Here is a 22,213-nt window from a genome sequence, read left to right as displayed (position 1 = left end):
ATTACTAATTTACAAAAAAAGCCTCGTACATTTTCGTACGAGACCCTTCTCCTTTAACACTATTTTGAATACAGTTCTGATGTTTGGTCAATTCGTTTTTCTTCTCCAGTGTTCTTCTCACCTTCAAAGCTTAACATCCCACCATCAAAGTTGATGACACGATCGAAACCATTTTCTTTTGCATATTGTGCGACCCGTTGACTACGACCACCACTTCTACAAATGAAGACGTGTGTTTTTTCACTGTCCATATCAGCTAATCGCTCAGGTACTTCTCCCATAGGCATGAGTGGTACACCTGGAATGTGACCTTCTTCGTATTCATCAGGTTCTCTTACATCGATAAAAACGAGGTGTTCATCATGTAAATTCTTCTGTAATTCTTCATAATCCCATTGTGTAATGCCTTCTTTTTCTGATTTCATTCTAATCAATCTCCTTTATTTTCACTATGTGTTTCTTTGTAGCGTAACCGAATGAGTCGATACGTATGACTAACGATCACTTTGGCAACAGCATACGTTGGCACCGCGAGTAACATCCCGATAATACCTGCAAAGTTCGCAGCTACTAACAAAATAAAGATAACAGTAATTGGATGGATTTGAAGCTTCCTTCCCATCACTTGTGGTGAGATAAAGATGCTTTCAAATTGTTGAATGATGACGACAGCAACAATGACTGCAATTGCGGTCAACCAACCGTCAAACAAGGCGACAATAACACCTGGTGCTGTACCAATCCACGGACCAATAAATGGAATCAAGTTTGTGAACATCGCAATCAAAGCAAGGACTAAGGAATATTCGATTCCGATAATTAAATACGCAATATAAACGAGCACACCTACACAAAAACTAACGATAATTTGCCCTTGAATAAAGTTCGCTAACGCACCGTCCATGTCACTAAGAATTCGCTTACCTTCATTACGTTGTTTTGAAGGAAGTAGACGTAGAATTTGTTGTGGCGCCTTTTCTCCTTCTTTTAACATATAAAATAGAATAAAAGGTACAATCGCAATGACAATGACTGCGCTAGTAATCGCACCGATAAAGCTTGCGATATTTGAACCGATATCCGCAAAAGCATCGCTCAAATAGTTACCGACATTTTGAATAATCTCTTCCAAACTAAATGTTTCATTTTCTTGGAAGCGTTGCATGATATCACTCTGCATAAAATCATTAAACCAATTTTGAGCTTGGTTAATGAAACGAGGTGCCACATCAACGAGACTGTAAAACTGCCGTTGAATCTCAGGACCTACTAAAATTACAAGAAGTGTCAACAACCCGATAAATACTAGGTATATGACAGTAATGGCAAGTACTTTCGGCATCTTGTTTGCTAGTAGTTTAACAACGGGCCTGAATAAGTAAAAAAGTACACCAGCTAACGCAAGCGGTGCGAACACCGTTTGAATGAGAATAACGACTGGAGTGAATATAAAATCAACGAGTGTTCCTAAAAAAATAATCAGCAAAATTAAAGCCACTGCATAGCCAAAGCGGAAATACTTACCGTCAGGCACTTTCATCACTCCAATTTATCCAATATGTTTCCTGTCCTAATCATTTATTATACTCAATAATTTCCTCATAAACAAACATTTACCTTCACCGCGTCAAAGTAATACAAACTTTGACAATAGTCTTAACTTTTGGTTAAATAGACGAAAATACATTATTATGATGTGGGAGGTTTTTTGATGAACAAGTATAAAACAGCTTTACTTTCGGGGACGTTTCTCTCTGTTGCCATCCTCGCCGCTTGCGACAGCGACATTGATGTTGATGAACTTGACGAAGATGATCTTAACGTCGGGGATACAGATGCCGGTGACGATGATGGTGATGGTGGTGATGATGCCGCTTCAAGCGGGGACGGAACACAACTACAAATTGGTACCGGTTCTACTGGAGGAACGTATTACGCATTAGGTCAGGAAATGGCAAACGTCATTTCAGACAATGCAGACGGCGTCACTGTGAATGCGGTTTCGACAGGTGCTTCTAATGAGAATATCGCCCGTGTACATAACGGTGATCTTGACTTAGGGATGACCGTCCATATCCCTGCACTTGATGCCTTAGAAGGTGCTGGTGACTTTGAAGGACAAGGCGAATTCGATCAATTTGGTTACATGGGTTACATCTATCCAGAAACGAATCAGATCGCCGTACGAGCAGATAGTGGCATTGAATCGATTGAAGATTTAGAAGGTATGCGAGTAAACCTCGGTCCGCCAAATTCAGCTTCACAATCGGCTTCTTTAATGATACTCGAAGCATACGGTATGACCGAGGACGATATCGAAGTGTATGAAGAAGGATTTGGTGATGGAGCAGGCATGCTTCAAGACGGTAACATTGATGCTACATTTGGTCTCTTAGGCTTACCTGCTGATAATATTACAGAGTTAGATAGCCAAATTGACATTGAACTACTGTCAATTGATGAAGAAGCACTCGACACAATTGAAGCGAATAGCATGTATGAGCGAATTGTCATTCCAGCTGATACGTATGAGTTTTTAGAGGAAGATGTCAATGCAATTGCTGCTTACGCAGTCCTCATCGGTTCTAATGAAACGATCGATGAAGACTTAGGTTATGAAATTACGAAAGCCCTTTACGAAAATGCAGGTAGCATCACTCACAATCAAGGGGAGCATATGGAAGACACCGACAACTTATTACTCGGTAATGAAGGTCTTCCGATGCATCCAGGAGCCGAGCGTTACTTTGAAGAAGCAGGCTTGTTAAATTAAAAAAATGTAGGGCCGGGCGCTTAGAGCCCGGCTCTCGTTATTGAAGAAAGGTGGTGACCTGCGATGGCTGATGCCAACGCTCATCTCAATGACGCACCAGAACGAGAATTGACCGAAAAGGAAAAAGAGGAACTACTCAAAAAATACGACAAAGAATCGAACACGAGAACCGATCTTGGTAAGTGGATTTGGATTGCGTTCATTATCGGAATCTCTCTCACCTCATTTCACTTGTACACCGGTCTTCGCGGGGGCTATGGATCATTAATGCAAGGAGCTGTTCACGTTGGTAGTGGTCTTGCATTAATTTACATATTATATCCCATTAGTAAAAAAGCAGATAAAAAAGTCGGTGTGCCATTTTACGATGCAATTTTAGCACTTCTTTCACTGTACTGTTGTTTTTATATCGTTTGGAATTACGAGTATTTGACAAGTGCAGTCATTTTTGGTTTTTCACTTCATGATCAACTCGTAGCACTAGGCGCGATCGCTCTTTTACTTGAAGCAACAAGACGAGCTGTCGGTATGCCAATCGTCGTTATTGCCATTCTTGCACTCCTTTACGGTGTGTATGGTTCTTGGTCATGGCTCGGGACATTTGCTCATCCTGGTTTTACGTGGACCGGAATGGCTACGCAATTGTTTTTTACGACTGAGGCAATTTTCGGTACACCGATTCAAGTGTCCTCGACGTTTATTTACTTGTTTTTATTCTTTGGTGTCATTTTAGTCCGAACAAACATTGGCCAGTTCTTCAACGACATTGCTTTTCGACTTACTGGTCGCTACACAGGGGGAACCGCTAAAGCAGCTGTTGCAGCAAGTGGTTTACAAGGAATGGTAACAGGAAGTTCAGTAGCCAATACGGTCGGTTCAGGTTCCTTTACGATCCCAATGATGAAACGCTCTGGGTTTAAACCTGAGTTTGCAGGTGCGGCAGAAGCTTCTGCATCAACGGGTGGACAAATTATGCCTCCGATTATGGGGGCAGCTGCCTTTATTATGGCGGGGTATGTAGGTATTCCATATAGTGAACTTATTATTTATGCCATCATTCCGGCTTTGCTTTACTTTATGGGTGTATTTTTTGGAATTCACTTTGAAGCAAAACGACAAGGAATTGTCGGTGTGCCAGTGTCTGAACTTCCAAAAATACGTTCATTTATTACGAGAATTGATATGATTTTGCCACTCGTAACGATTATCGGCTTAATGCTTATAGGCTTTACCCCAACTTTCGCTGCATTATGGGGCATTCTAGCAGCTTTTGTCATCAGTTTATTTCGAAAAGATACACGCCCGACGCTGCTCGGTGTCCTTGATATGATGGAGAAAGGTGCAAGAACTGCCGTTCCAGTCATTGCTGCTTGTGCTTCTGCCGGGATTATTGTCGGAATTGTTGTATTTACTGGACTTGGTGGCGTATTAGCACGAGGTATTATCGTACTTGCTGATGGCCAGTTCTTCCTTGTTCTGTTCTTTACGATGATTGCTTGTATTATACTCGGTATGGGTCTGCCGACAACTGCAAATTACGTTGTTACCGCAACCGTTGCAGCACCAGCGATTTTAATGTTTGATGTTCCACCAATCGCTGCACATATGTTTGTATTTTATTTCGGTCTAGCAGCAGACATTACGCCTCCGGTCTGCTTGGCAGCGTATGCAGGTGCAGGTATTGCCCGAGCCAATCCGATGAAAACAGGGATCATCGCTTTCAAATTGGCCATTGCCGCCTTTATCATTCCATATGTGTTTGTAGCAAACCCTGTGTTGCTCTTGCAAGATGCTACGTTTATGACACTTATGCCACCGCTAATTACAGCCATTATCGGAATGATTGCAATTAGCGCTGCGATCATGAACTACTTTGTCGCAAAACCTAAAATCTATGAACGTCTCGGTCTAATAGTTGGTGGAATTATGGCTGTTTATCCAAATAGTATTCCAATTTCATTGGCTGGAATTGGTATTCTTACCTTGATCGCCCTCGTTCAACACATTCGCAATAAACGTAACCAAACACCACGTACGCCTGAACGTACAGTTGAAGCTTAATCAAACGTTAAAGAGCCCGTCCTTAAGAGGACGGGCTCTTTAACAATGTAATGGAGAGTCTACGTAGACTAGCAACCGAGCGACACACACCCAGTATGTAGGATGGAGGAAACTCCATCCTATAAACTAATCATAATTCCTTTGTCTTGTTTCTTCTAGGACTTGTTCAAGATGCGCAATTTGGTCGTTAAGACCAACCTCTAATTGTCGCTCCTTGTCTGTGACTTTCTGCTGCAATTGCCGTAGAAAGTCTAAGTCTCTTAGAAACATTGACCTCTCCAGTTTTGACATAGATATCCTCCTAAGATCACTAGACACCTATATCCTCTGTATTACCTTAAAATTCTTTTTAAAAACGTGTTATTTATGGAAGACGTCAAATGCATCCCAAAGTTCTTCTAAACTTTCTAATCGCTTTTCAACCTTTTCATGTTGTGATCGTGTTACAGCTGTAATCAATGCACTAACGATGCTTTGAGGCGCTGAAAACGAATCAATAAAAGAATTAATTTCAGTTGCAGCAAGCAACTTCCGATCACCGTAAGGAACGAGTGGAGATAACATATGGTCTGTAATAACGAGTGTTTTCGCATTTTTTTGTTTCACAGATTTCAATACTTCTACCGTTCGTTTCGTATACCTAGAGAAGCCAAAGGCAATAACCAGATCATCTTCTTCTATATCAATCAAATGTTCTGATACCCCATCTGCACTCCGAAGCATCTCAGTATTCTGTAATACGAGATCCAAATAAAATTCAAGAAATAACCCTACGCTCATCGCACTTCGGTAAGCGATAATGTAAATTCGCTTTGCGTTAACAATATCATCGATGGCACCTTGAAACTGTTCAACATCAATTTGTTGGAGCGTTGTACTTAAATTGTTCATATCATCAGCGAGCACTTCTCGAATTGTATCCTTTGGAGAATCGCCTCGCTCAGTCGTTGACGCAAACACTTCTGCAGAGGTCCATTTCCGTTGCAATGCAGCTTGCATGTGGCGTTGCAAATCTGGATAGCCTTTATAATCTAAAAAGAAAGCGAAGCGCACGACGGTCGCCTCGCCTACTTCTGCATTTTTGGCTAGTTTTGATGCGGTAAGAAACGGTGCGGTCTCTTGATGATCGATCAAATAGTTGGCGATCTTTAATTGAGATTTACTCATCTCATGCTGTCTCGCGATCATTTGTTCATATACATCAGACAATTCAAGATCCCCCTTCAGACCGCGAAACCCTACCTGTTAATCGTTTGAAGGAAAAAGGGTTGGAACTACCTTTTCATAAGCCATGATCGTTTTCTCAATTGCTTCATCATCATGTGCAACTGACATACTATAGCGATTACCAGGCTTAACATAAATTCCTTCTTGGAATAGGGCACGATCCATTTCTGTACGAAGCTTCTTATCTACGTGTTCGAAGCATCGATAGTTACTGAGACTTTCCTTATTTGTAAATAATACACTAAACAATGAACCTATGCCAACCGCTTTCATAGGAAGACTGTGTTTCTTAAATATCGATTCAAGTTCCGATTTGAACTGTTCTGTGCGAATTAATAAGTCACTCATCTCTTCTTCTAAAACATCTAGCGTCGCTAAACCTGCCGCTAGAACGAGCGGATGGCCGTTATACGTTCCACTATGAAACAACGCGAGTTGCTTACGGTCGGTCTGGTCTTGGTCGGCAAAGAAATCAAATCCAGTGAGCGGAGACGTACGCCCCATAATTTCTTGTTTCCCACCAACAACACCGAAAGGAAACCCTCCACCGACGACTTTCCCCATCGTCGTTAAGTCTGGTTCAACATTGTAGAGGTTCTGAACACCACCCATACCGGTTCTAAATCCGGTTTTCACTTCATCAAAGATCAAGACGATGTTTAACTTCTTCGTCAATGTGTGGAGCTTCTGTAGAAAATCGTTCGTAGGTGCAATGATCCCCGCTTCAAGCGGTTCAACAATAAGTGCTCCAATTTCATCTGCATGTTCAGTTAAGATTTTCTCACAGTGCTCATACTGATTAAACGGAAGGACGAACGTATTTTGCATCGCTAACTCATCCATACCGTAAGAATCTGCAACACGATTTGGCTCATGTGCAGTGCCTGCATCCTGTTCATTCGGGCTTACACTAATGAGTAGAGAATCGATCGCTCCGTGGTAATGACCCTCAAACTTCGCAATCTTATATTTACCTGTATGCGCCATCGCTAAACGTAGGGCAAGTAAATTCGCTTCTGTTCCTGAATTCGTATATCGTACGCTTTCCATTGAAGGGAAATAACGTAACAATCGTTCTGCAAATGCGGCTTCCTTTTCGTGAGGCGTTCCGAACAGCCACGTACCATCTTGTTCAATTTGTTGCTGAATTGCGGATTTCACTTCTTCATGACCGTGACCTAGCATTAAGGCCCCGTATCCCATTAAATAGTCGATGTATTCATGACCATCAACGTCAAACATTCGACTGCCGTGCGCTCGCTTAATTGCAATCGGATATGGCTCAAAATGCTTTATATTCGCAGTCATTCCTCCAGGCATGACTTGTTTTGCACGCTCCATATGTCGTTTTGACATCATTGTTTGCGCTTCATAAGAAAGGCGATTGTTCGCTATCCCCATTGTTCTCCTCCAGTAATAAAATATTAATTTCACAAAAATGATAAAATGAATGATTTACTTCATTTTAAGCGAAAACTCCTTTTTTGTGAACCCATTATTTCAAATTATTCATTTTGTGAAATTTTTATTTCAAAAAATATGAAGGAGATCTTTCATTTGAAACTATTTTGAATCTTTTTATTCTTTTTTGACCTTGTACACTCCTCTTGTTATACTAAGCTCATTCTATCAATGATCAATACTAAAGGAGGATGTTTATGGCACAGCCAAAATATATTACTAATATTGATAAAATTCCAGAAATTCCAGAGAGAGAAAAAGAAAAACTCCGTAAGATCACTGATAAATTTGTTTTTAGAGTAAATGATTATTATTTAGGTCTGATTGATTGGGAAGACCCAAATGATCCTATTAAAAACCTCGTAATCCCAAATGAACAAGAGCTTTCTGAATACGGTCGTTGGGATGCTTCTGATGAAGATACGAACTATGTTGTTTCTGGATGCCAGCATAAATATGAAACGACTGCCCTTTTAATATGTTCTGAAGTTTGTGGTGCTTATTGTCGTTATTGTTTTAGAAAGCGCTTATTTAGAAACGACGTAAAAGAAGCAATGAGCGATGTTGATCCTGGTATTGAGTACATTCGTAATCACCCAGAGATTAACAACGTCCTGTTAACAGGCGGAGACCCGATGATTTTGGCTACAAAGAAGCTGCGATACATTATTGAAGAATTGCGCAGCATTCCGCACGTAAAAATTATCCGAATTGGCTCAAAATTACCTGTATTTAACCCGATGCGTATTTATGAAGATCAAGAGTTGCTTGATCTCTTCAGGGAGTACTCAACACCTGACAACCGGATTTATGTGATGGCTCACGTTAATCATCCGCGTGAAATTACCGCTGAAGCGAAAAAAGCATTTGAAGCACTTCACGATGCTGGTGTTATCGTTGTAAACCAGACACCTGTATTAAAGGGAATTAATGATAACCCTGAAGATTTAGGTGAACTACTCAATCGTTTATCATGGGCCGGTGTCACCCCTTATTACTTCTTTATTAACCGTCCAGTTGCTGGTAATAATGATTTTGTGCTCACTCTAAAAGAGGCTTATGAAGCCGTTGAGAAAGCAAAAGCAATTACAAGTGGTCTTGGCAAACGGATTCGTCTGTCGATGAGTCATACGTCTGGGAAAATTGAAATTCTTGCCATTGAAGATGGAAAGGCGTATTTAAAATACCACCAGTCACGAGATGGGAATTATGGGAAGTTTATGGTTTTAGATTGTCCAGATGATGCTGCTTGGTTTGATGATTTACCAGGAAGCGAAGCTCATTGGGAGATGCCTAAGAAGAAAGTCGAAGACGTTGCAAGCGTCAACCAAATGTCTGACATGCCAGAGAAAAAAAAGCGTAAAGCTAAAACCTCTTAATAACCATCAACGCCACATCCTGACACTTCAAACGAAGTGCTTAGGATGTGGCGTTTACATGTTCTATACGTTTTACACCATCTGATTACGTAACTCACCAATTGCAGGAATCGTAATGACCACTTCGTCTCCGGCTTTTAGAAACTTCGGTGGCTTCATTCCTTTCCCAACACCTGACGGAGTACCCGTTGCGATAATATCACCGGGCTCGAGCGTCATTCCTTTTGACAATACGTGAATTAATTCGCGAACATCAAAGATCATATCCGTAAGCGGCGCTTGTTGGCGCACCTCATCATTCACAGTCGTCGTAATCGTCTCTTTAAGCAATTCTTCTTCACTTAAACGTGTAACGATTGATGGACCTATAGGACAGAATCCGTCCAAGCTCTTACCAACAAAAAACTGTTTATGTCTCGCTTGCAAATCGCGAGCTGTAATATCATTTAATAACGTAAATCCAAAAATGTAATCCCAAACGTCTTCTCGCTCGATCTTCGTACCTTTTTTACCAATAACGATGGCAAGTTCACCTTCATAGTCAACTTGCTCTGTCACGTCACTGTGAAGCGAGACGTCGTCTTGATGTGCACAGATCGTCGTGTGAGCTTTCGTAAAGATTAAAGGATGATCTGGGATGTCTTTAGCAGAACCCATTTCAATTGCATGCGCTGCATAGTTTTTGCCTACACACATGACATTTTTTGGAGGGTGCTTTATTGGTGTGAGCGTTTGAAATTCTCCGTCTTTTACAAATACATCGTTGTTAATAGCTTCGTTATGTATCGCTTGCTCATATACCGAATCAACTGTAGTGAGGAAAGGCTCACCAAGTGAAATCGCTGATATCATATCTGCAGGGCATTCCGTTCCTGGGCTGTATAGTTGAAATGCTTTCTCTAACAGTAATACTTTGTCGCTTGACACTTGCTTTGCAGCTAACGTTTCAATTCCTTCGTGTGAAATCACTAATAAGTGCATAAAACCCTCTCCTATTCATAGTGCTCAGCGTAATCGCTCACTCGCTGCAACATCGCTTGATGCTCTTTCTCACTTGCTTGGACAACATATCCTAAGTGTAACGGCTTAAGGAGATCGAATCCACAAAAATCGCTAATTGAGTGTTTCACAACCCCTTCGAAATGATCTTTTTCAGCCTTGTTCCACTCTGTTTCTGGTGAGCCCGTCGTGTAGATTAATCCCAACGGCTTATTGTTCATTTTAGGAACTGGCGTTTCATTCTCTAACTCAAACGCAAATCCGTAAGACAACACGCGGTCCAAATATCCTTTACCGATTGCCGGAAAACTTCCCCACCAAATCGGAAATATCAATGTGATCGTTTTTGCTGCTCGTAGCATTTGATGCTCGCGTGTACATCATCCGCATACACCCCCTTAAGGGTGTCTTCGTATTCAGTTTCTGAAAGAACGACATCTGTAAACGATTCATACAGATGTTTAACGTAAACCTCTTTATTCCCTTTCTGTTTAAGCGCTTGTTCAAACGTCTGTAACACTTGTCCATTAAAGCTATCTTTCGATGGGTGCATGTAAATAATATAGTGCATCTTGCAACTTCCTTTCTATATTTTTGTTTCGATTACAAAAATATCGGTTATAGATAGATTAACAATGCAAATAAATTAAAGAGGTGTCCTTATGCATAAGTTCTCAACAGCACTTGCTGTGTGGGCCATCTTTATCTTCATTTCAGGTGTGATGTTCCCAATTGAATTAACAAACGGTGCGAGCGATGTAACTCAAGTGTTACACAGTTATACGATTTATGGTTTCTTTTCCTTAATTCCGATCGTTTTTTATGGTGGATTCTTATCTTTTATGGCAGATTGGATCGCCAAACATTATACTCGCTTCCGCGAAACAATGTCGTTAAGCATTCATATTGCTGGAGGTATGATCGTTTATTTCGCAACTGCAAATATTGATTTGACCATTCTCGCAGTTGTCGCCACATTGCTGTTCTTCCTTGTCGATCGCGCATTATCCTTCTAGGTGAAAAATCAGGGGGAGTGCAACTTGCAAACAGTTTATCGCTATTCATCGGTTGCAGCGGTGTCCTTACGATGATCATGGCAAGCACGATTTAACATCGTTTCCTAAAGTGGAATATTGCCATGACAGTCATCATTCCTTGTTTTTGATCGTAACATATCCAAACTCTCAATGAGTACACTTCTCGTTTCAGAGGGACTAATCACATCATCTACAACCCCTAACTCAGCAGCAATGTACGGATGCATCACTTCTTTCTTATATTGCTCGATTAATTGCTCTCGCTTTAATTCTGGCTGATCGTCTTGCTGAATGTCTTTGCCATACAACACATCGACGGCACCTTCCGCTCCCATGACGGCAATTTCAGCTGTAGGCCACGCAAACACCAAATCAGCTCCGATTGATTTACTATTCATCGCAACGTACGCACCTCCATACGCTTTCCGTAAAATAACCGTCACTTTCGGGACACAACTTTCTGCATACGCGTATAACAGTTTCGCACCGTGACGAATAATGCCACTTTCTTGTTGTAATACGCCTGGAATAAAGCCAGAAACGTCTTCAAGTGTCACAATGGGAATGTGAAAGCAATCGCAAAACCGGATAAAGCGTGCAGCTTTGTCCGACGCATCCACGTCTAATGCGCCTGCTTTGTACTTCGGATTGTTTCCAACAACACCTACTGTGTTTCCATCAAGCTTCGCAAATCCAATTGTAATGTTCGCTGCAAAAGCCGCTTGCACTTCGATATAAGAGCCGGTATCAAACAGAGCAGAAATAACGTGAAGCATATTGTAGGCTTTTTTTGGATCATCTGGTACGACGCTTTCCATTTGGCTTTGTTTTTGCTCAGTAACCCAATTGGATGCAATCGGTTTTGAACCTTTGTTGTTTTGCGGTAAATACGATAGTAATTTGCGCACTTGCCGCAAACAATCGGTTTCATTTTCAGAAACAAAATGAACGTCTCCGCTTTTCGTTGCATGTAGCTGACTGCCACCTAACTCTTCATGACTCATATGCTTCCCTGTTACTGCTTTTACGACCTTAGAGCCTGTCAGAAACATATGTGACGTTTGCTTTACCATAAACACAAAATCAGTCAACGCTGGAGAATAGACCGCACCCCCAGCACACGGCCCCATAATCACAGAGATTTGTGGAATCTTCCCCGAGTATTTCGCATTGCGATAAAAAAGTTCCCCGTATCCTTCTAAAGCCTTTACCCCCTCTTGAATCTTTGCTCCTGCCGAATCACAAAGTCCGACAATCGGTACACCTAAGTTGTATGCATAATCCATTAATTTTGTAATTTTAAGGCTGTGCATCTCCCCTAGCGAACCGCCTTGAATCGTAAAGTCTTGCGCGTAAACACAAACCGTTCGACCGAAAACTTTGCCATAACCGGTAATGACATTTTCACATTGGTACTCAGTACCAGAAGTGCGAACGAAACGCTGGAGTTCTCGGAATGTACCATCGTCTAACAGTTGTTCAATCCGCTCTCTTGCCGATTGTTTGCCTTGTTGTCGTTGTTTGTTTTGTTTATTTTTACCGCCTCCAAGAGAGACGCCTTCTCTACGTTTATATAAATCATCTAAATAGCGGCTCATAAATCCTCCTAAGTGTAAAAAAAAGAAACGATGATGATCATCGTTTCTTAGGTTTTGCTACTATAGAGGTTTTTAAACTATCACACGGAAAAGTGGTTGACCGTAGTCGACGAGTTCACCATTTTCAACGAGGATTTCTACGATTTCACCTTTTGTTTCAGCTTCTAGTTCATTCATTAGTTTCATTGCTTCAACGATACAAACAATCGATTCTGAATGAACTTGATCGCCAACTTGTACGTATGGATCAGCATCTGGTGATGATGCACGATAGAACGTACCGACCATCGGTGATGTAATTTCAACAGAATCGTCAGCTGCTTTTGGTTTCTCTGCTTGAGTTTGTTCTTGTTTTTGTTCAGGTGTTGCAACAGGTTGTGATACTGCTGGTGCGCTAGGTGCCGCTACTGCAGGTGTTGTTTCAACAACCGTTTTCGTTTCTTTCTTGATCGTAATCGAAGTATCTTTCTCGCCTTGTACTTCCAATTGTGTAATCTCCGATGCATTGACTGCTTCAATGAGTTCTTTTATTTCTTTAATGCTATACATGTTCGCTCTCCTTTACATTACACCGTATATTTTCTAGAAAACTTGTATCAAATTCTCCCGATTTAAACACATCATGATCCATTAGATTTAAATGGAATGGGATAGTCGTATCGACCCCTTCAATGACAAACTCTGATAACGCACGTTTCATTCGTGCAATCGCCTCGTCTCTCGTACTTGCATGGACGATGAGTTTGGCAACCATTGAATCATAGAATGGTGTAATTGTGTAGCCTGTATACGCAGCACTATCAACACGCACTCCCGGCCCACCTGGAGGTACACACATTGAAATCTTCCCAGGGGAAGGCCTGAACCCTTTACGAGCATTCTCGGCATTAATACGGCACTCAATTGCGTGTCCACGTACAACGACTTCTTCTTGCTTCACAGACAAAGGCTGTTTGTTTGCAACGAGCACTTGCTCTTTTATGAGATCAACTCCGGTAATTTCTTCTGTAACCGGATGTTCTACTTGAATCCGCGTATTCATTTCCATGAAATAAAAGTTTTTATGTTTGTCGAGTAAAAACTCAACCGTTCCTGCGCCACAATACTCTACCGCTTTTGCAGCAGCAATTGCAGCTTGACCCATTTCTTCGCGAATTGATTCATTCAATGCTGGTGAAGGCGCTTCTTCAATCAGCTTCTGGTGACGACGCTGAATCGAACAATCTCGCTCACCGAAATGTACAACATCCCCATATCTGTCACCGACAATTTGAATTTCAATATGACGAGGCTCTTCAATAAACTTCTCTAAATAAATACCCGCATTACCGAAGTTTGATTCAGCTTCTCGTCTTGCAGTTTGAATCGAGCGGACGAGCTCATCACGATTTTGCGCGACGCGCATTCCTTTTCCGCCGCCCCCTGCAGTTGCTTTAATGATGACTGGGTAACCAATGTCTTTGGCAATCTCAATCGCTTCATCTTCACGCTCAATGAGCCATCACTTCCAGGAACAATTGGCACCCCTGCTGCCTTCATCGTGTCTCTTGCTTGCGATTTATCACCCATTCGGTTAATCGCAGTCGGTGAAGGACCGATAAATATGAGACCGTGATCTTCACAAATCTCTGCAAATTCAGCGTTCTCTGCTAAGAAACCATATCCTGGATGAATGGCGTCACAGCCTGTTTTTAGAGCCGTAGCTATAATATTCGTTTTCTTTAAGTAACTTTCAGTCGCAGTACTCGGTCCGATGCAATACGCTTCATCCGCCATTACAACGTGTAATGATTCGCGATCAGGCTCTGAATATACTGCTACCGTTTCAATGTCTAGTTCGCGACATGCCCGAATAATACGAACCGCGATTTCCCCACGATTCGCAATTAGTACCTTATTAATCATTTCATGGAGCTCCCTTCTTGATATCAGGCAAACCGCCTGCTTCCAAACTTTGGAAGGGTGAGTCAAGCAAGACAACTTCACCATCTTTTTAAAGTGTAAAAAAACCCACCCATCCGTCAATGACTGTAATGAGAAACGATTGACTATCACGCAAATATTTCATAGAATGTAATAGGTAATTGAAAATCATTATCAATTAATGTTCAGTGGAGGTACTTATGCTTCGTCGTTTCTTTTCTTATTATAAACCTTATAAGAAGCTCTTTACGATTACGTTTATTAGCGCCATCTTTGTCGCACTTTTAGAGCTTGCGTTTCCAATCATCGTCAACCAAGTCGTCGACCGCCTTCTCCCTCAAGGAGAAATTTCCATTATCATCCTCGCCTGCATCGCACTTTTTGTCATTTATATTTTTAACTCTGGTGCTCATTATATCGTTACATACTGGGGACATATACTTGGAATCAATATCGAAACCGATATGAGACGCGAATTATTCGCTCACGTCCAAAATTTATCTTACAGCTATCATGATAATAATAAAACTGGACATTTATTATCAAACTTAACAAATGACTTATTTGAAATCGGTGAAGTTGCTCACCACGGACCAGAAGATGTGTTCACGGCCATCATGACGTTATTCGGTTCCTTTGGTGTTATGCTGTACATTAACTGGCAATTAGCCGTCATTACGTTCATTGTCGTTCCATTGTTAACTTGGATTGTTGTGTATTGCAACCGAAAAATGTCTGGAGCAATGCGTCTCATGTTTCAACGAATGGCGAATTTCAACGCTCGTGTTGAAGATACGCTCGGAGGCATCCGTCTCGTGCAAGCTTTTGCAAATGAAAAGCATGAGCAAAAACTGTTCAAAGAAGACAACGAGAACTTCCGAGAAGCTAAAATTCGCTCCTACAAGATCATGGGCGTTAACAACTCCTTAAGCTACATGATGATGCGAATTATGACGCTGTTTGTTCTACTCACTGGTGCGTATTTTATGCTTCAAGACCAATTGTCGATCGGTGATTTCATGGCGTTTATTCTTCTTACGAACATTTTCTTCCGTCCGATTGAGAAAATCAATGCCATTATTGAAAGCTACCCGAAAGGCTACGCTGGTTTTAAACGTTACCTTGCAATTATGGACACAGAGCCAGAGATTCAAGACCGCCTGAAGCAGAAGACGTTCAAGGACTAAAAGGAAACATCCAATACAAAGACGTGACATTCGGATACGATGCAGAGCGTCCAGTGCTAAAAAATATTCACCTAGACATTGAGCAAGGTGAAACGATTGCCTTCGTTGGTCCATCTGGTGCAGGGAAAACGACACTTTGTAGTCTTCTACCACGTTTTTATGATGTGTTGGACGGTGATATTACAATTGACGGACACTCAATTAAAGATATTACACTCACATCGCTTCGGGAACAAATCGGCGTCGTACAACAAGACGTATTTATGTTCTCTGGCACACTAAGAGATAACATCCGTTACGGAAACCTTGATGCAAGTGATGAAGAAGTCATGGAAGCTGCTCGTCTAGCAGAGCTAGAAGATTTCATTCAAGATCAACCAGACGGACTGGATACGGTCGTAGGAGAACGAGGCGTCAAACTGTCCGGTGGACAAAAACAACGTCTGTCGATCGCAAGAATGTTCTTAAAGAACCCACCGATTCTCATTTTAGATGAAGCCACTTCTGCACTTGATACGGAAACAGAAGCTGCCATCCAACGTGCATTAGAGAAGTTATCCGTCGGTCGCACAACACTCGTCATCGCTCACCGCCTGACGACGATTAAACATGCTGATCGCATTGTTGTCATTACAAAAGAAGGAATTGCTGAAGAAGGTAACCACGAAGAGCTACTTGCTCAAGGTGGTCATTACAGCAGACTCTACAACGCTCAACAAACATTAATTTAATTTCAGGTTTGCCTTCAAAGGATAAAAGGAATATGTAACAAGAATCCTTTGGAGGTGAACGTATGAATACACTTGAACAACAATTGCAAAAATTAGACGGTTGGGAACGTCATCAAGAACAAATTTCCAAAACGTTTGGCTTTGATGCCTACTTAACGGGTATACTATTCGTAGAACGACTTGCAGCTTTTGCTGAAGCTGTCCAACACCACCCTCAGATCACCATTGACCATACGAACGTTACGATTGTGTGGACGACGGTTGATGAAGGTAAATTAACGGATAAAGACATCCACGGCGCTCATGCGGCGGACAATCTTTATCAAGCAAACGGACAGTAAGGAGGCTGCTATGCGGAAGTTACCGAGTAAAGAGCGTGATGATGAGAAGCGTAGTGAAGACATCACTAAATTAGAACAGTTAATCGACCGATTAGAAGACATGACGACAAGCGCTAGACTCAAAGATATCGCATACCACTTTACAGATAAAAAAGAAGTCATTAAAGTTAACATTATCGCAGGGGTTGCAAGGGGCGTTGGTCTTACGCTCGGTACGGCCGTCGTCCTTGCATTATTTGCTTACATAGCTACCCTATTTATTGACATGCCTTTGATTGGGGAATGGATTGTTAGTTTACAAAATCAAGTTGAACGCTTACAAGACTAATGCAATAGAAAGGAGCAAACACACATGGACTTTTTAGGAATTGCCGCACTCATCGCTGCAATCGCTTTTGCTGTACTTGTCATTTTTCTCGGGAAAGTATTGAACAATCTCAGTGATGTACTTTCTAAAACCGGAGATACGATCGGTAAGTTACCTGACCAACTTGATGAACTCAGTAAAGAAACTGGAACAATTTTGCACAACACAAACGAAACCATTCTTGACCTTAATGAAAAGATTAAAACGCTCAACCCTATCTTTGGAATGGTTGAAGACGCCGGAACGGCATCACGCAAAGTTTCATCAAGTCTCGTTGACTTTACAGAAAGCATGCGCAAACAAACGAACGCAGCTGCAAAAATGACTGATAACAAAGACCTTCGCGGTCTATATGGTCTCGCAGCATTTGTTTATTTCTTAAATCAGAAGAAAAAAGAATACAATGCAGCAACGCAAAACCCGTAATGGAATTTTTCCATTACGGGTTTTTTTGTTCACGAGTTGACTCTCCTGTTAAGGGAGGGTCTACACTTCAATAGCAAATCACATTGGAGGGATTCTATGACATACGCACTTGAAGCAAAGGGACTCGTGAAATCTTACGGCAACAAGCAAGTTTTACAAGGTCTTCACATGAACGTAAAGGCTGGAGAAATCTTCGGTCTAATCGGCGCCAATGGTGCCGGCAAATCAACAACCATTGATTGTGTGCTCGGCACGAAAAAACTTGATCAAGGTACGGTGAACATTCTCGGGGCCTCACCTAATCCAAAGCAAAAATCTCACTTTGAGCAAATCGGTGTTCAATTTCAAGAAAGTGCGTTTCAAAACGGCCTAACTGTTAAAGAAATTTGTGAAATCACACACTCTCTTTACAAAAATCCAATTGATTGGAGAGTGAAACTAGCGGACTATCAACTTGAACACCACGTACGCTCGTCCATTTCTACCCTCTCAGGTGGTGAACGCCAAAAACTGTGCATCCTCCTCGCTACAATGGGTCAACCAAAACTACTCGTATTAGATGAATTAACGACCGGATTAGACCCCGTTGCTAGAAGACAGATTTGGAACAATTTACGTCAATTAAACGATGAGGGTGTCACCATTCTATTAACCTCTCATGATATGCATGAGATTGAAACACTTTGTGACCGAATTTTGCTACTCAAAGATGGCGACGTCTTTATGGAAGGAACTGTTCAGGAAGTGTTATCAAAAAGTGGAACAAAATCGATGGATGACGCTTATTTACAACTAATCGGTGAGGGAATACGATGAGAACATTTTGGTTACTCTACGTCGCAGAGTTTAAACTATCATTTCGGGAAATGTCGTCCTTTATCTTCGGGTTGTTCCTGCCTGTCGGTATTATGGTGATTATGGGCTATCTCTCCACTACGAATGAAGAACTTGTGACAACATTTGCTGCCGTCGCAACGCTCGGGCTCGTATCTACAGGTGTCATGAGCTTACCCCTTTCCCTTTCTTCTTATCGTGAAAAGAAAGTGTTAAAACGATACAAAGTTACACCGATTAGCCCAGTACAGTTACTCGTTGCCCATGTTTTTTATTGTTTTAGCTTAAGTATCTTGTCTATGTTTGCCGTTTTTCTCGTTGCAACATTTGGCTTTAACATGATCTTCCCTGGCTCAATCGGACTTTTCCTTATTTCCTATCTGTTTGTGATGATCAGCATTCATTCGATTGGTATGCTAATCGCAAGTACTTCTCCACGCGAGAAGACAACGGCTGCAATGAGCAGTTTATTGTTCTTTTCCATGTTCCTCTTATCCGGGGCGACCATTCCATTTGATTTATTACCGAGCGTTTTACAATCGATTGCGCAACTTCTTCCATTAACTCATGGTATCGAGTTATTGCAAGGTCAAGCCTTAGGGACACCGTTTACCTCCTATTCTTCGTTGCTGCTTTTATTAGTAATTACGACGATCGCTACAACTCTCTCCTTGCGATTTTTCAGGTGGGAATAAGAAAGGAGTTCAGTCGATGTACAGCATCGGTCAATTTTCCAAAATGAATCGAGTTACTGTTAAACGCCTACGATATTATGATCAAGTCGGCATTGTAACGCCTGCTTACACCGATCCCAATACAGGTTATCGCTACTATAGTTCTAACCAAATTGAAACACTGCATCGAGTACTGGCCATGCGCCAGCTCGACTTTTCAATTGCAGAAATTCAAGAAGTGATATCAAAACAACAAAATTGGCAAACCATGATTGGCAAGAAAAAAGAAGAACTAGAAAAAAAGTCTGTTCTATTAAATCGCCAACTACAACAAGCGAACTATTACTTGCTCGACCATTCCCCACCACAAATCATCGTAAAAAGTTTACCAGAAGTTACGGTAGCGTCCATGAGGCTGACGTTGCCCCATTACGATGATTTATTCGTGGCTTATCCAGCATGGGAGATAAAATGCGTGCAACCAATTCAGTAGTCGATCCCATTCAATACTGCTTCACACGTTTTTACGACGGTGAATTCAAAGAGACGAACATCAACCTTGAAATTTGTGAAGCAGTAACCGAAAAGAAAGACAATCATGATGGGCTTATTTTCAAAGATATTGCCAAAGTACCCTTTGCTGCCTGCCTCTTGCACCGCGGACCGTACGAGACGATTGGCGAATCCCACGCAAAACTTTACCAGTGGCTTGAAGAAAGTGATTATTCACTTGCTGGTCCACCTAGAGAAGCTGTCATTGACGGCATCTGGAATGAACTTGAGCCTACACGGTGGTTAACCGAAGTCCAATTCCCCCTTAGTCACGAAGATTAAAAACCGGATAGTTTTGGGTAAAACATGATGAGCGCGGTGTTAGACTCGAGAGGCGTGGCGCTAGACATGAGGAGCGTGGTGCTAGACTAAAGAAAAAAAGCTCGGATCAAAGTTACTCTACTTTGATCCGAGCTTAGTCATATTCCGCATGCTTTTAGTCAGTACATGTACGTTTATTTAAGCGTAAATCCTTGGTCTTTCAAAAACGTCGTTACTTGTTGACGGCGAGGTTTGTTCAAATACTCAGCCATATTCTCTCCCCAGCCGGCTGTACGCTTCCCTTTTGTACGACGCTCATAGTATGCGCTCGTCTCTTGTTCGTACGGCTCAAGCCCTTCAGTAATTCGCTCTCCATCATAGCGATCTTCATGCAGTACGACTTCTTTAGGAAAACGTGGTTTTTGACCAGGGTCTTGATCTGGATACCCAAGACAAATCCCCATCACTGGGAATGTATGCTTTGGCAAATCTAAAATGTTCGCAACTTCGTGCAAATCGTTTCGGATTCCTCCGATCATTACGCCACCGAGACCGTAAGAGCGGGCAGTAAGCAATGCATTTTGGGCAGCTAATGCAACATCTACGGCACCAACGATGACGTTTTCTGTTTCTTCCATTTCAAACGAAGCGTCCCATTTCTCGTTATTTACTTTATGTTTGTGCCAATCCGCTACGAACACGAGGAATAGGGGTGCTTCTTCTACCCATTTTTGCCCCCCGGTAATTTCTTTAAGTGCTTTGCGCTTTTCTACATCTGTTACACGAATTACCGTATAAGCTTGAACGTGATGGGAACTCGGTGCCCAACGTGCAGATTCAATCAAATCTTGAACGATTTCCTCTGAAACTTCTTTTTGCTTATATTTACGAATCGATTGGTGTGTTTGGATTAGATCTCTTGTTTCCTTCATCATCATTACCTCCCAGGCTTCACAAGCTGTCCTTTTGGTTGATCATTAACAATGTTGCCATCTTCCATCACCGTATGACCGTGAACGATCGTGCGTACAGGCCAGCCGGTAATACTCCGACCATCATAGGCAGAGATTTTACTTTTGCTGTGAAGGTTTGCTTTTTGGATCGTACCTTCTTTCTTTAAATCAACGATCGTAATATCTGCATCCGTCCCTGGCATTAACGTTCCTTTTTGATTGTCAATCCCATATAACTTCGCTGGATTTTCAGATAACAGTTGCACGACTTGATTAATCGTCAAACGTCCGGTATGAACTTCATTTAATAGTAGAGGTGCAAGCGTTTCGACTCCGCACATTCCAGCTGGTATTTCACTTAAAGATCCAGAATATTTCTCTTCCGCGGTATGAGGTGCATGGTCTGAACAAACGATTGTAATCGTTCCGTCTTGAATACCTTTCCAAATCTCATCTTGGTCTTTTTGTTCTTTTACGAGCGGGAAGATCTTCATGTCACGACCGACCGTTTCATAATCTTCATTCGTTAAAAATAAATAATGTGGACACGTCTCAACCGTGACCTTCTGACCGTTTGCTTTTGCTGCACGAATGGACTCTACGCTTTCTTTTGCACTCACGTGCAACACATGAAAATGGACACCAGCTTCTTTTGCGAGCGACAATCCCGTATTGACGGTTAACGTCTCAGCCAGTGCAGGTCTTGAGCGGAGAAGGGCATCGTATGACTCGTCTGTTGGATCTTTTTCTTCACTTAATTGCCGGATTAACTCATGGTTTTCAGCGTGAACAGCAAATACTTGGTCTGTTTTTGCCACTTCTCGCATCATTGCGAACACTTCACCGTCATCGTAAGGTTCAATAATTTGCTCATCTTTGGCATCGACATTATAAAGGAGCTGGAATGTCTCTTGATGAATGCCGTACCCCCAGAAGTATTTGAACCCAATAACACCACGCTCAGAAAGTTCTGCAAAAGCATGACGATTTAATGGCCCTAAACAAATGCCCCATAGCCCGTAATTTACGACCGCTTTTTCATTTAAGTTCTCAACTTGTGCATCAAACGTGTCTTGGTCTTTCACTGGTGGTGTCGTATTTGGCATTTCAAAAATCGTCGTAATCCCTCCAGCTGCTGCAGCTTGAGTTGACGTATAAAAATCTTCTTTATGTGTTGGACCAGGATCCCTAGAGTGAACATGCGTATCAATGAGACCAGGCAAGACGTATTGACCTTTTGCGTCAATCACTTCCACTGCCTCACGATTATCTTCAGGCTCAGTTACGGCACTAATTTTACCATCTGTTATGTAGATATTTCCAAGAAAAGACGCTTGTCCATTCACAATTGTTCCATTTACAATCTTCGTATCATACATCACGTTTCCCCGTCCTCCATAATAAAAGCCGCGACCTTTTCATAAAGGTA

23 protein-coding genes and 2 pseudogenes are annotated in these 22,213 nt (G+C 41.8%); 12 read left to right on the top strand and 13 right to left on the bottom strand.

Going from position 1 to position 22,213, the window contains the following annotated elements; genetic code table 11:
• Window positions 1-59: 59 nt before the first annotated feature.
• Together JCM19038_RS14980 and JCM19038_RS14975 are read right to left on the bottom strand one after the other, a co-directional pair.
• Window positions 60-425: a rhodanese-like domain-containing protein gene (locus tag JCM19038_RS14980; protein ID WP_042419543.1), complete on the bottom strand. Its 366-nt coding sequence runs from the start codon at window positions 423-425 to the stop codon at window positions 60-62.
• Between the two features lie 5 nt (window positions 426-430).
• Window positions 431-1,534, bottom strand: coding sequence for an AI-2E family transporter (locus JCM19038_RS14975; protein WP_193745144.1), 1,104 nt, complete (start codon window positions 1,532-1,534; stop codon window positions 431-433).
• Window positions 1,535-1,711: 177 nt separating this feature from the next.
• Between JCM19038_RS14975 and JCM19038_RS14970 the strand changes: the two genes are divergently transcribed.
• Window positions 1,712-2,773: a TAXI family TRAP transporter solute-binding subunit gene (locus JCM19038_RS14970; RefSeq protein ID WP_042419539.1), complete on the top strand. Its 1,062-nt coding sequence runs from the start codon at window positions 1,712-1,714 to the stop codon at window positions 2,771-2,773.
• A 63-nt stretch (window positions 2,774-2,836) separates the two neighbouring features.
• The gene (locus tag JCM19038_RS14965) at window positions 2,837-4,834 is read left to right on the top strand and encodes a TRAP transporter permease (RefSeq protein WP_042419537.1); all 1,998 of its coding nucleotides are present in this window, start codon (window positions 2,837-2,839) and stop codon (window positions 4,832-4,834) included.
• Between the two features lie 126 nt (window positions 4,835-4,960).
• Here the strand turns inward: JCM19038_RS14965 and JCM19038_RS22935 are convergent, their stop codons facing one another.
• The 3 genes from JCM19038_RS22935 to JCM19038_RS14955 form a co-directional block, all read right to left on the bottom strand.
• Window positions 4,961-5,125: a hypothetical protein gene (locus JCM19038_RS22935; protein ID WP_193745143.1), complete on the bottom strand. Its 165-nt coding sequence runs from the start codon at window positions 5,123-5,125 to the stop codon at window positions 4,961-4,963.
• A gap of 69 nt (window positions 5,126-5,194) precedes the next feature.
• Window positions 5,195-6,022, bottom strand: a complete 828-nt coding sequence (locus JCM19038_RS14960; protein ID WP_042419606.1) for a MurR/RpiR family transcriptional regulator — start codon at window positions 6,020-6,022, stop codon at window positions 5,195-5,197.
• 57 nt (window positions 6,023-6,079) lie between these two features.
• Window positions 6,080-7,462 (bottom strand): aspartate aminotransferase family protein, encoded by a 1,383-nt coding sequence (locus JCM19038_RS14955; protein WP_042419536.1) that lies wholly within the window; start codon window positions 7,460-7,462, stop codon window positions 6,080-6,082.
• A gap of 257 nt (window positions 7,463-7,719) precedes the next feature.
• Between JCM19038_RS14955 and JCM19038_RS14950 the strand changes: the two genes are divergently transcribed.
• On the top strand, window positions 7,720-8,901 hold the full coding sequence (locus JCM19038_RS14950; protein WP_042419535.1) for a KamA family radical SAM protein: 1,182 nt from the start codon (window positions 7,720-7,722) through the stop codon (window positions 8,899-8,901).
• Between the two features lie 72 nt (window positions 8,902-8,973).
• On the opposite strand, the gene JCM19038_RS14945 is transcribed toward JCM19038_RS14950, so the two are convergent.
• From JCM19038_RS14945 to JCM19038_RS25565, 3 genes are read right to left on the bottom strand one after another with little or no spacing between them, the layout of a single operon-like run.
• Window positions 8,974-9,882: a fumarylacetoacetate hydrolase family protein gene (locus tag JCM19038_RS14945; RefSeq protein WP_081831833.1), complete on the bottom strand. Its 909-nt coding sequence runs from the start codon at window positions 9,880-9,882 to the stop codon at window positions 8,974-8,976.
• Between the two features lie 11 nt (window positions 9,883-9,893).
• On the bottom strand, window positions 9,894-10,262 hold the full coding sequence (locus JCM19038_RS21110) for an NAD(P)H-dependent oxidoreductase (RefSeq protein WP_052361748.1): 369 nt from the start codon (window positions 10,260-10,262) through the stop codon (window positions 9,894-9,896).
• Window positions 10,232-10,471, bottom strand: a complete 240-nt coding sequence (locus tag JCM19038_RS25565; RefSeq protein WP_052361745.1) for an NAD(P)H-dependent oxidoreductase — start codon at window positions 10,469-10,471, stop codon at window positions 10,232-10,234. Before JCM19038_RS25565 ends, JCM19038_RS21110 begins: the two co-directional genes overlap by 31 nt.
• A gap of 91 nt (window positions 10,472-10,562) precedes the next feature.
• On the opposite strand from JCM19038_RS25565, the gene JCM19038_RS14935 reads away from it, so the two are divergent.
• Complete coding sequence (locus JCM19038_RS14935) at window positions 10,563-10,916, top strand: hypothetical protein (protein WP_042419532.1); 354 nt, start codon at window positions 10,563-10,565, stop codon at window positions 10,914-10,916.
• Between the two features lie 104 nt (window positions 10,917-11,020).
• Here JCM19038_RS14935 and JCM19038_RS14930 read toward each other — a convergent pair whose 3' ends face one another.
• From JCM19038_RS14930 to accC, 3 genes and pseudogenes are all read right to left on the bottom strand, one after another.
• On the bottom strand, window positions 11,021-12,535 hold the full coding sequence (locus tag JCM19038_RS14930) for an acyl-CoA carboxylase subunit beta (RefSeq protein WP_042419529.1): 1,515 nt from the start codon (window positions 12,533-12,535) through the stop codon (window positions 11,021-11,023).
• Window positions 12,536-12,607: 72 nt separating this feature from the next.
• Entirely contained in the window at window positions 12,608-13,084 is a 477-nt protein-coding gene (gene accB, locus JCM19038_RS14925) for an acetyl-CoA carboxylase biotin carboxyl carrier protein (protein WP_042419527.1), read from the bottom strand.
• Window positions 13,077-14,440 (bottom strand): annotated as a pseudogene (gene accC / locus JCM19038_RS14920) (acetyl-CoA carboxylase biotin carboxylase subunit). The gene accB and the pseudogene accC overlap by 8 nt, the downstream one beginning before the upstream one ends.
• Window positions 14,441-14,658: 218 nt before the next feature.
• Here accC and JCM19038_RS14915 point away from each other — a divergent pair.
• From JCM19038_RS14915 to JCM19038_RS21100, 8 genes and pseudogenes are all read left to right on the top strand, one after another.
• Window positions 14,659-16,376: pseudogene (locus JCM19038_RS14915) on the top strand (ABC transporter ATP-binding protein).
• Window positions 16,377-16,438: 62 nt separating this feature from the next.
• Window positions 16,439-16,717 (top strand): 4a-hydroxytetrahydrobiopterin dehydratase, encoded by a 279-nt coding sequence (locus JCM19038_RS14910; RefSeq protein WP_042360749.1) that lies wholly within the window; start codon window positions 16,439-16,441, stop codon window positions 16,715-16,717.
• Between the two features lie 10 nt (window positions 16,718-16,727).
• Window positions 16,728-17,045, top strand: coding sequence for a DUF5665 domain-containing protein (locus JCM19038_RS14905; protein WP_042419524.1), 318 nt, complete (start codon window positions 16,728-16,730; stop codon window positions 17,043-17,045).
• Window positions 17,046-17,069: 24 nt separating this feature from the next.
• The gene (locus JCM19038_RS14900; RefSeq protein WP_042419521.1) at window positions 17,070-17,510 is read left to right on the top strand and encodes a DUF948 domain-containing protein; all 441 of its coding nucleotides are present in this window, start codon (window positions 17,070-17,072) and stop codon (window positions 17,508-17,510) included.
• A gap of 96 nt (window positions 17,511-17,606) precedes the next feature.
• Complete coding sequence (locus JCM19038_RS14895) at window positions 17,607-18,326, top strand: ABC transporter ATP-binding protein (protein WP_042419518.1); 720 nt, start codon at window positions 17,607-17,609, stop codon at window positions 18,324-18,326.
• Entirely contained in the window at window positions 18,323-19,039 is a 717-nt protein-coding gene (locus tag JCM19038_RS14890; RefSeq protein ID WP_042419515.1) for an ABC transporter permease, read from the top strand. Before JCM19038_RS14895 ends, JCM19038_RS14890 begins: the two co-directional genes overlap by 4 nt.
• A gap of 16 nt (window positions 19,040-19,055) precedes the next feature.
• On the top strand, window positions 19,056-19,511 hold the full coding sequence (locus JCM19038_RS21105) for a MerR family transcriptional regulator (RefSeq protein WP_052361743.1): 456 nt from the start codon (window positions 19,056-19,058) through the stop codon (window positions 19,509-19,511).
• The gene (locus JCM19038_RS21100) at window positions 19,490-19,852 is read left to right on the top strand and encodes a GyrI-like domain-containing protein (RefSeq protein WP_052361741.1); all 363 of its coding nucleotides are present in this window, start codon (window positions 19,490-19,492) and stop codon (window positions 19,850-19,852) included. The genes JCM19038_RS21105 and JCM19038_RS21100 overlap by 22 nt, the downstream gene beginning before the upstream one ends.
• Before the next feature lie 173 nt (window positions 19,853-20,025).
• Here JCM19038_RS21100 and nfsA read toward each other — a convergent pair whose 3' ends face one another.
• The gene (gene nfsA / locus JCM19038_RS14880; RefSeq protein ID WP_238554443.1) at window positions 20,026-20,763 is read right to left on the bottom strand and encodes an oxygen-insensitive NADPH nitroreductase; all 738 of its coding nucleotides are present in this window, start codon (window positions 20,761-20,763) and stop codon (window positions 20,026-20,028) included.
• Window positions 20,764-20,768: 5 nt separating this feature from the next.
• Window positions 20,769-22,163 carry an allantoinase AllB gene (gene allB, locus JCM19038_RS14875; protein ID WP_042419600.1) on the bottom strand — a complete coding sequence of 465 codons (1,395 nt, stop codon included), beginning with the start codon at window positions 22,161-22,163 and terminating at the stop codon, window positions 20,769-20,771.
• Between the last annotated feature and the right edge of the window lie 50 nt (window positions 22,164-22,213).

Source organism: Geomicrobium sp. JCM 19038, assembly GCF_000698125.1.
Taxonomy (GTDB): Bacteria; Bacillota; Bacilli; order Bacillales; family Marinococcaceae; genus Geomicrobium_A.
Note: the sequence above shows the minus strand (reverse complement) of the source record. Positions and strands in the feature narration are given on the sequence as shown.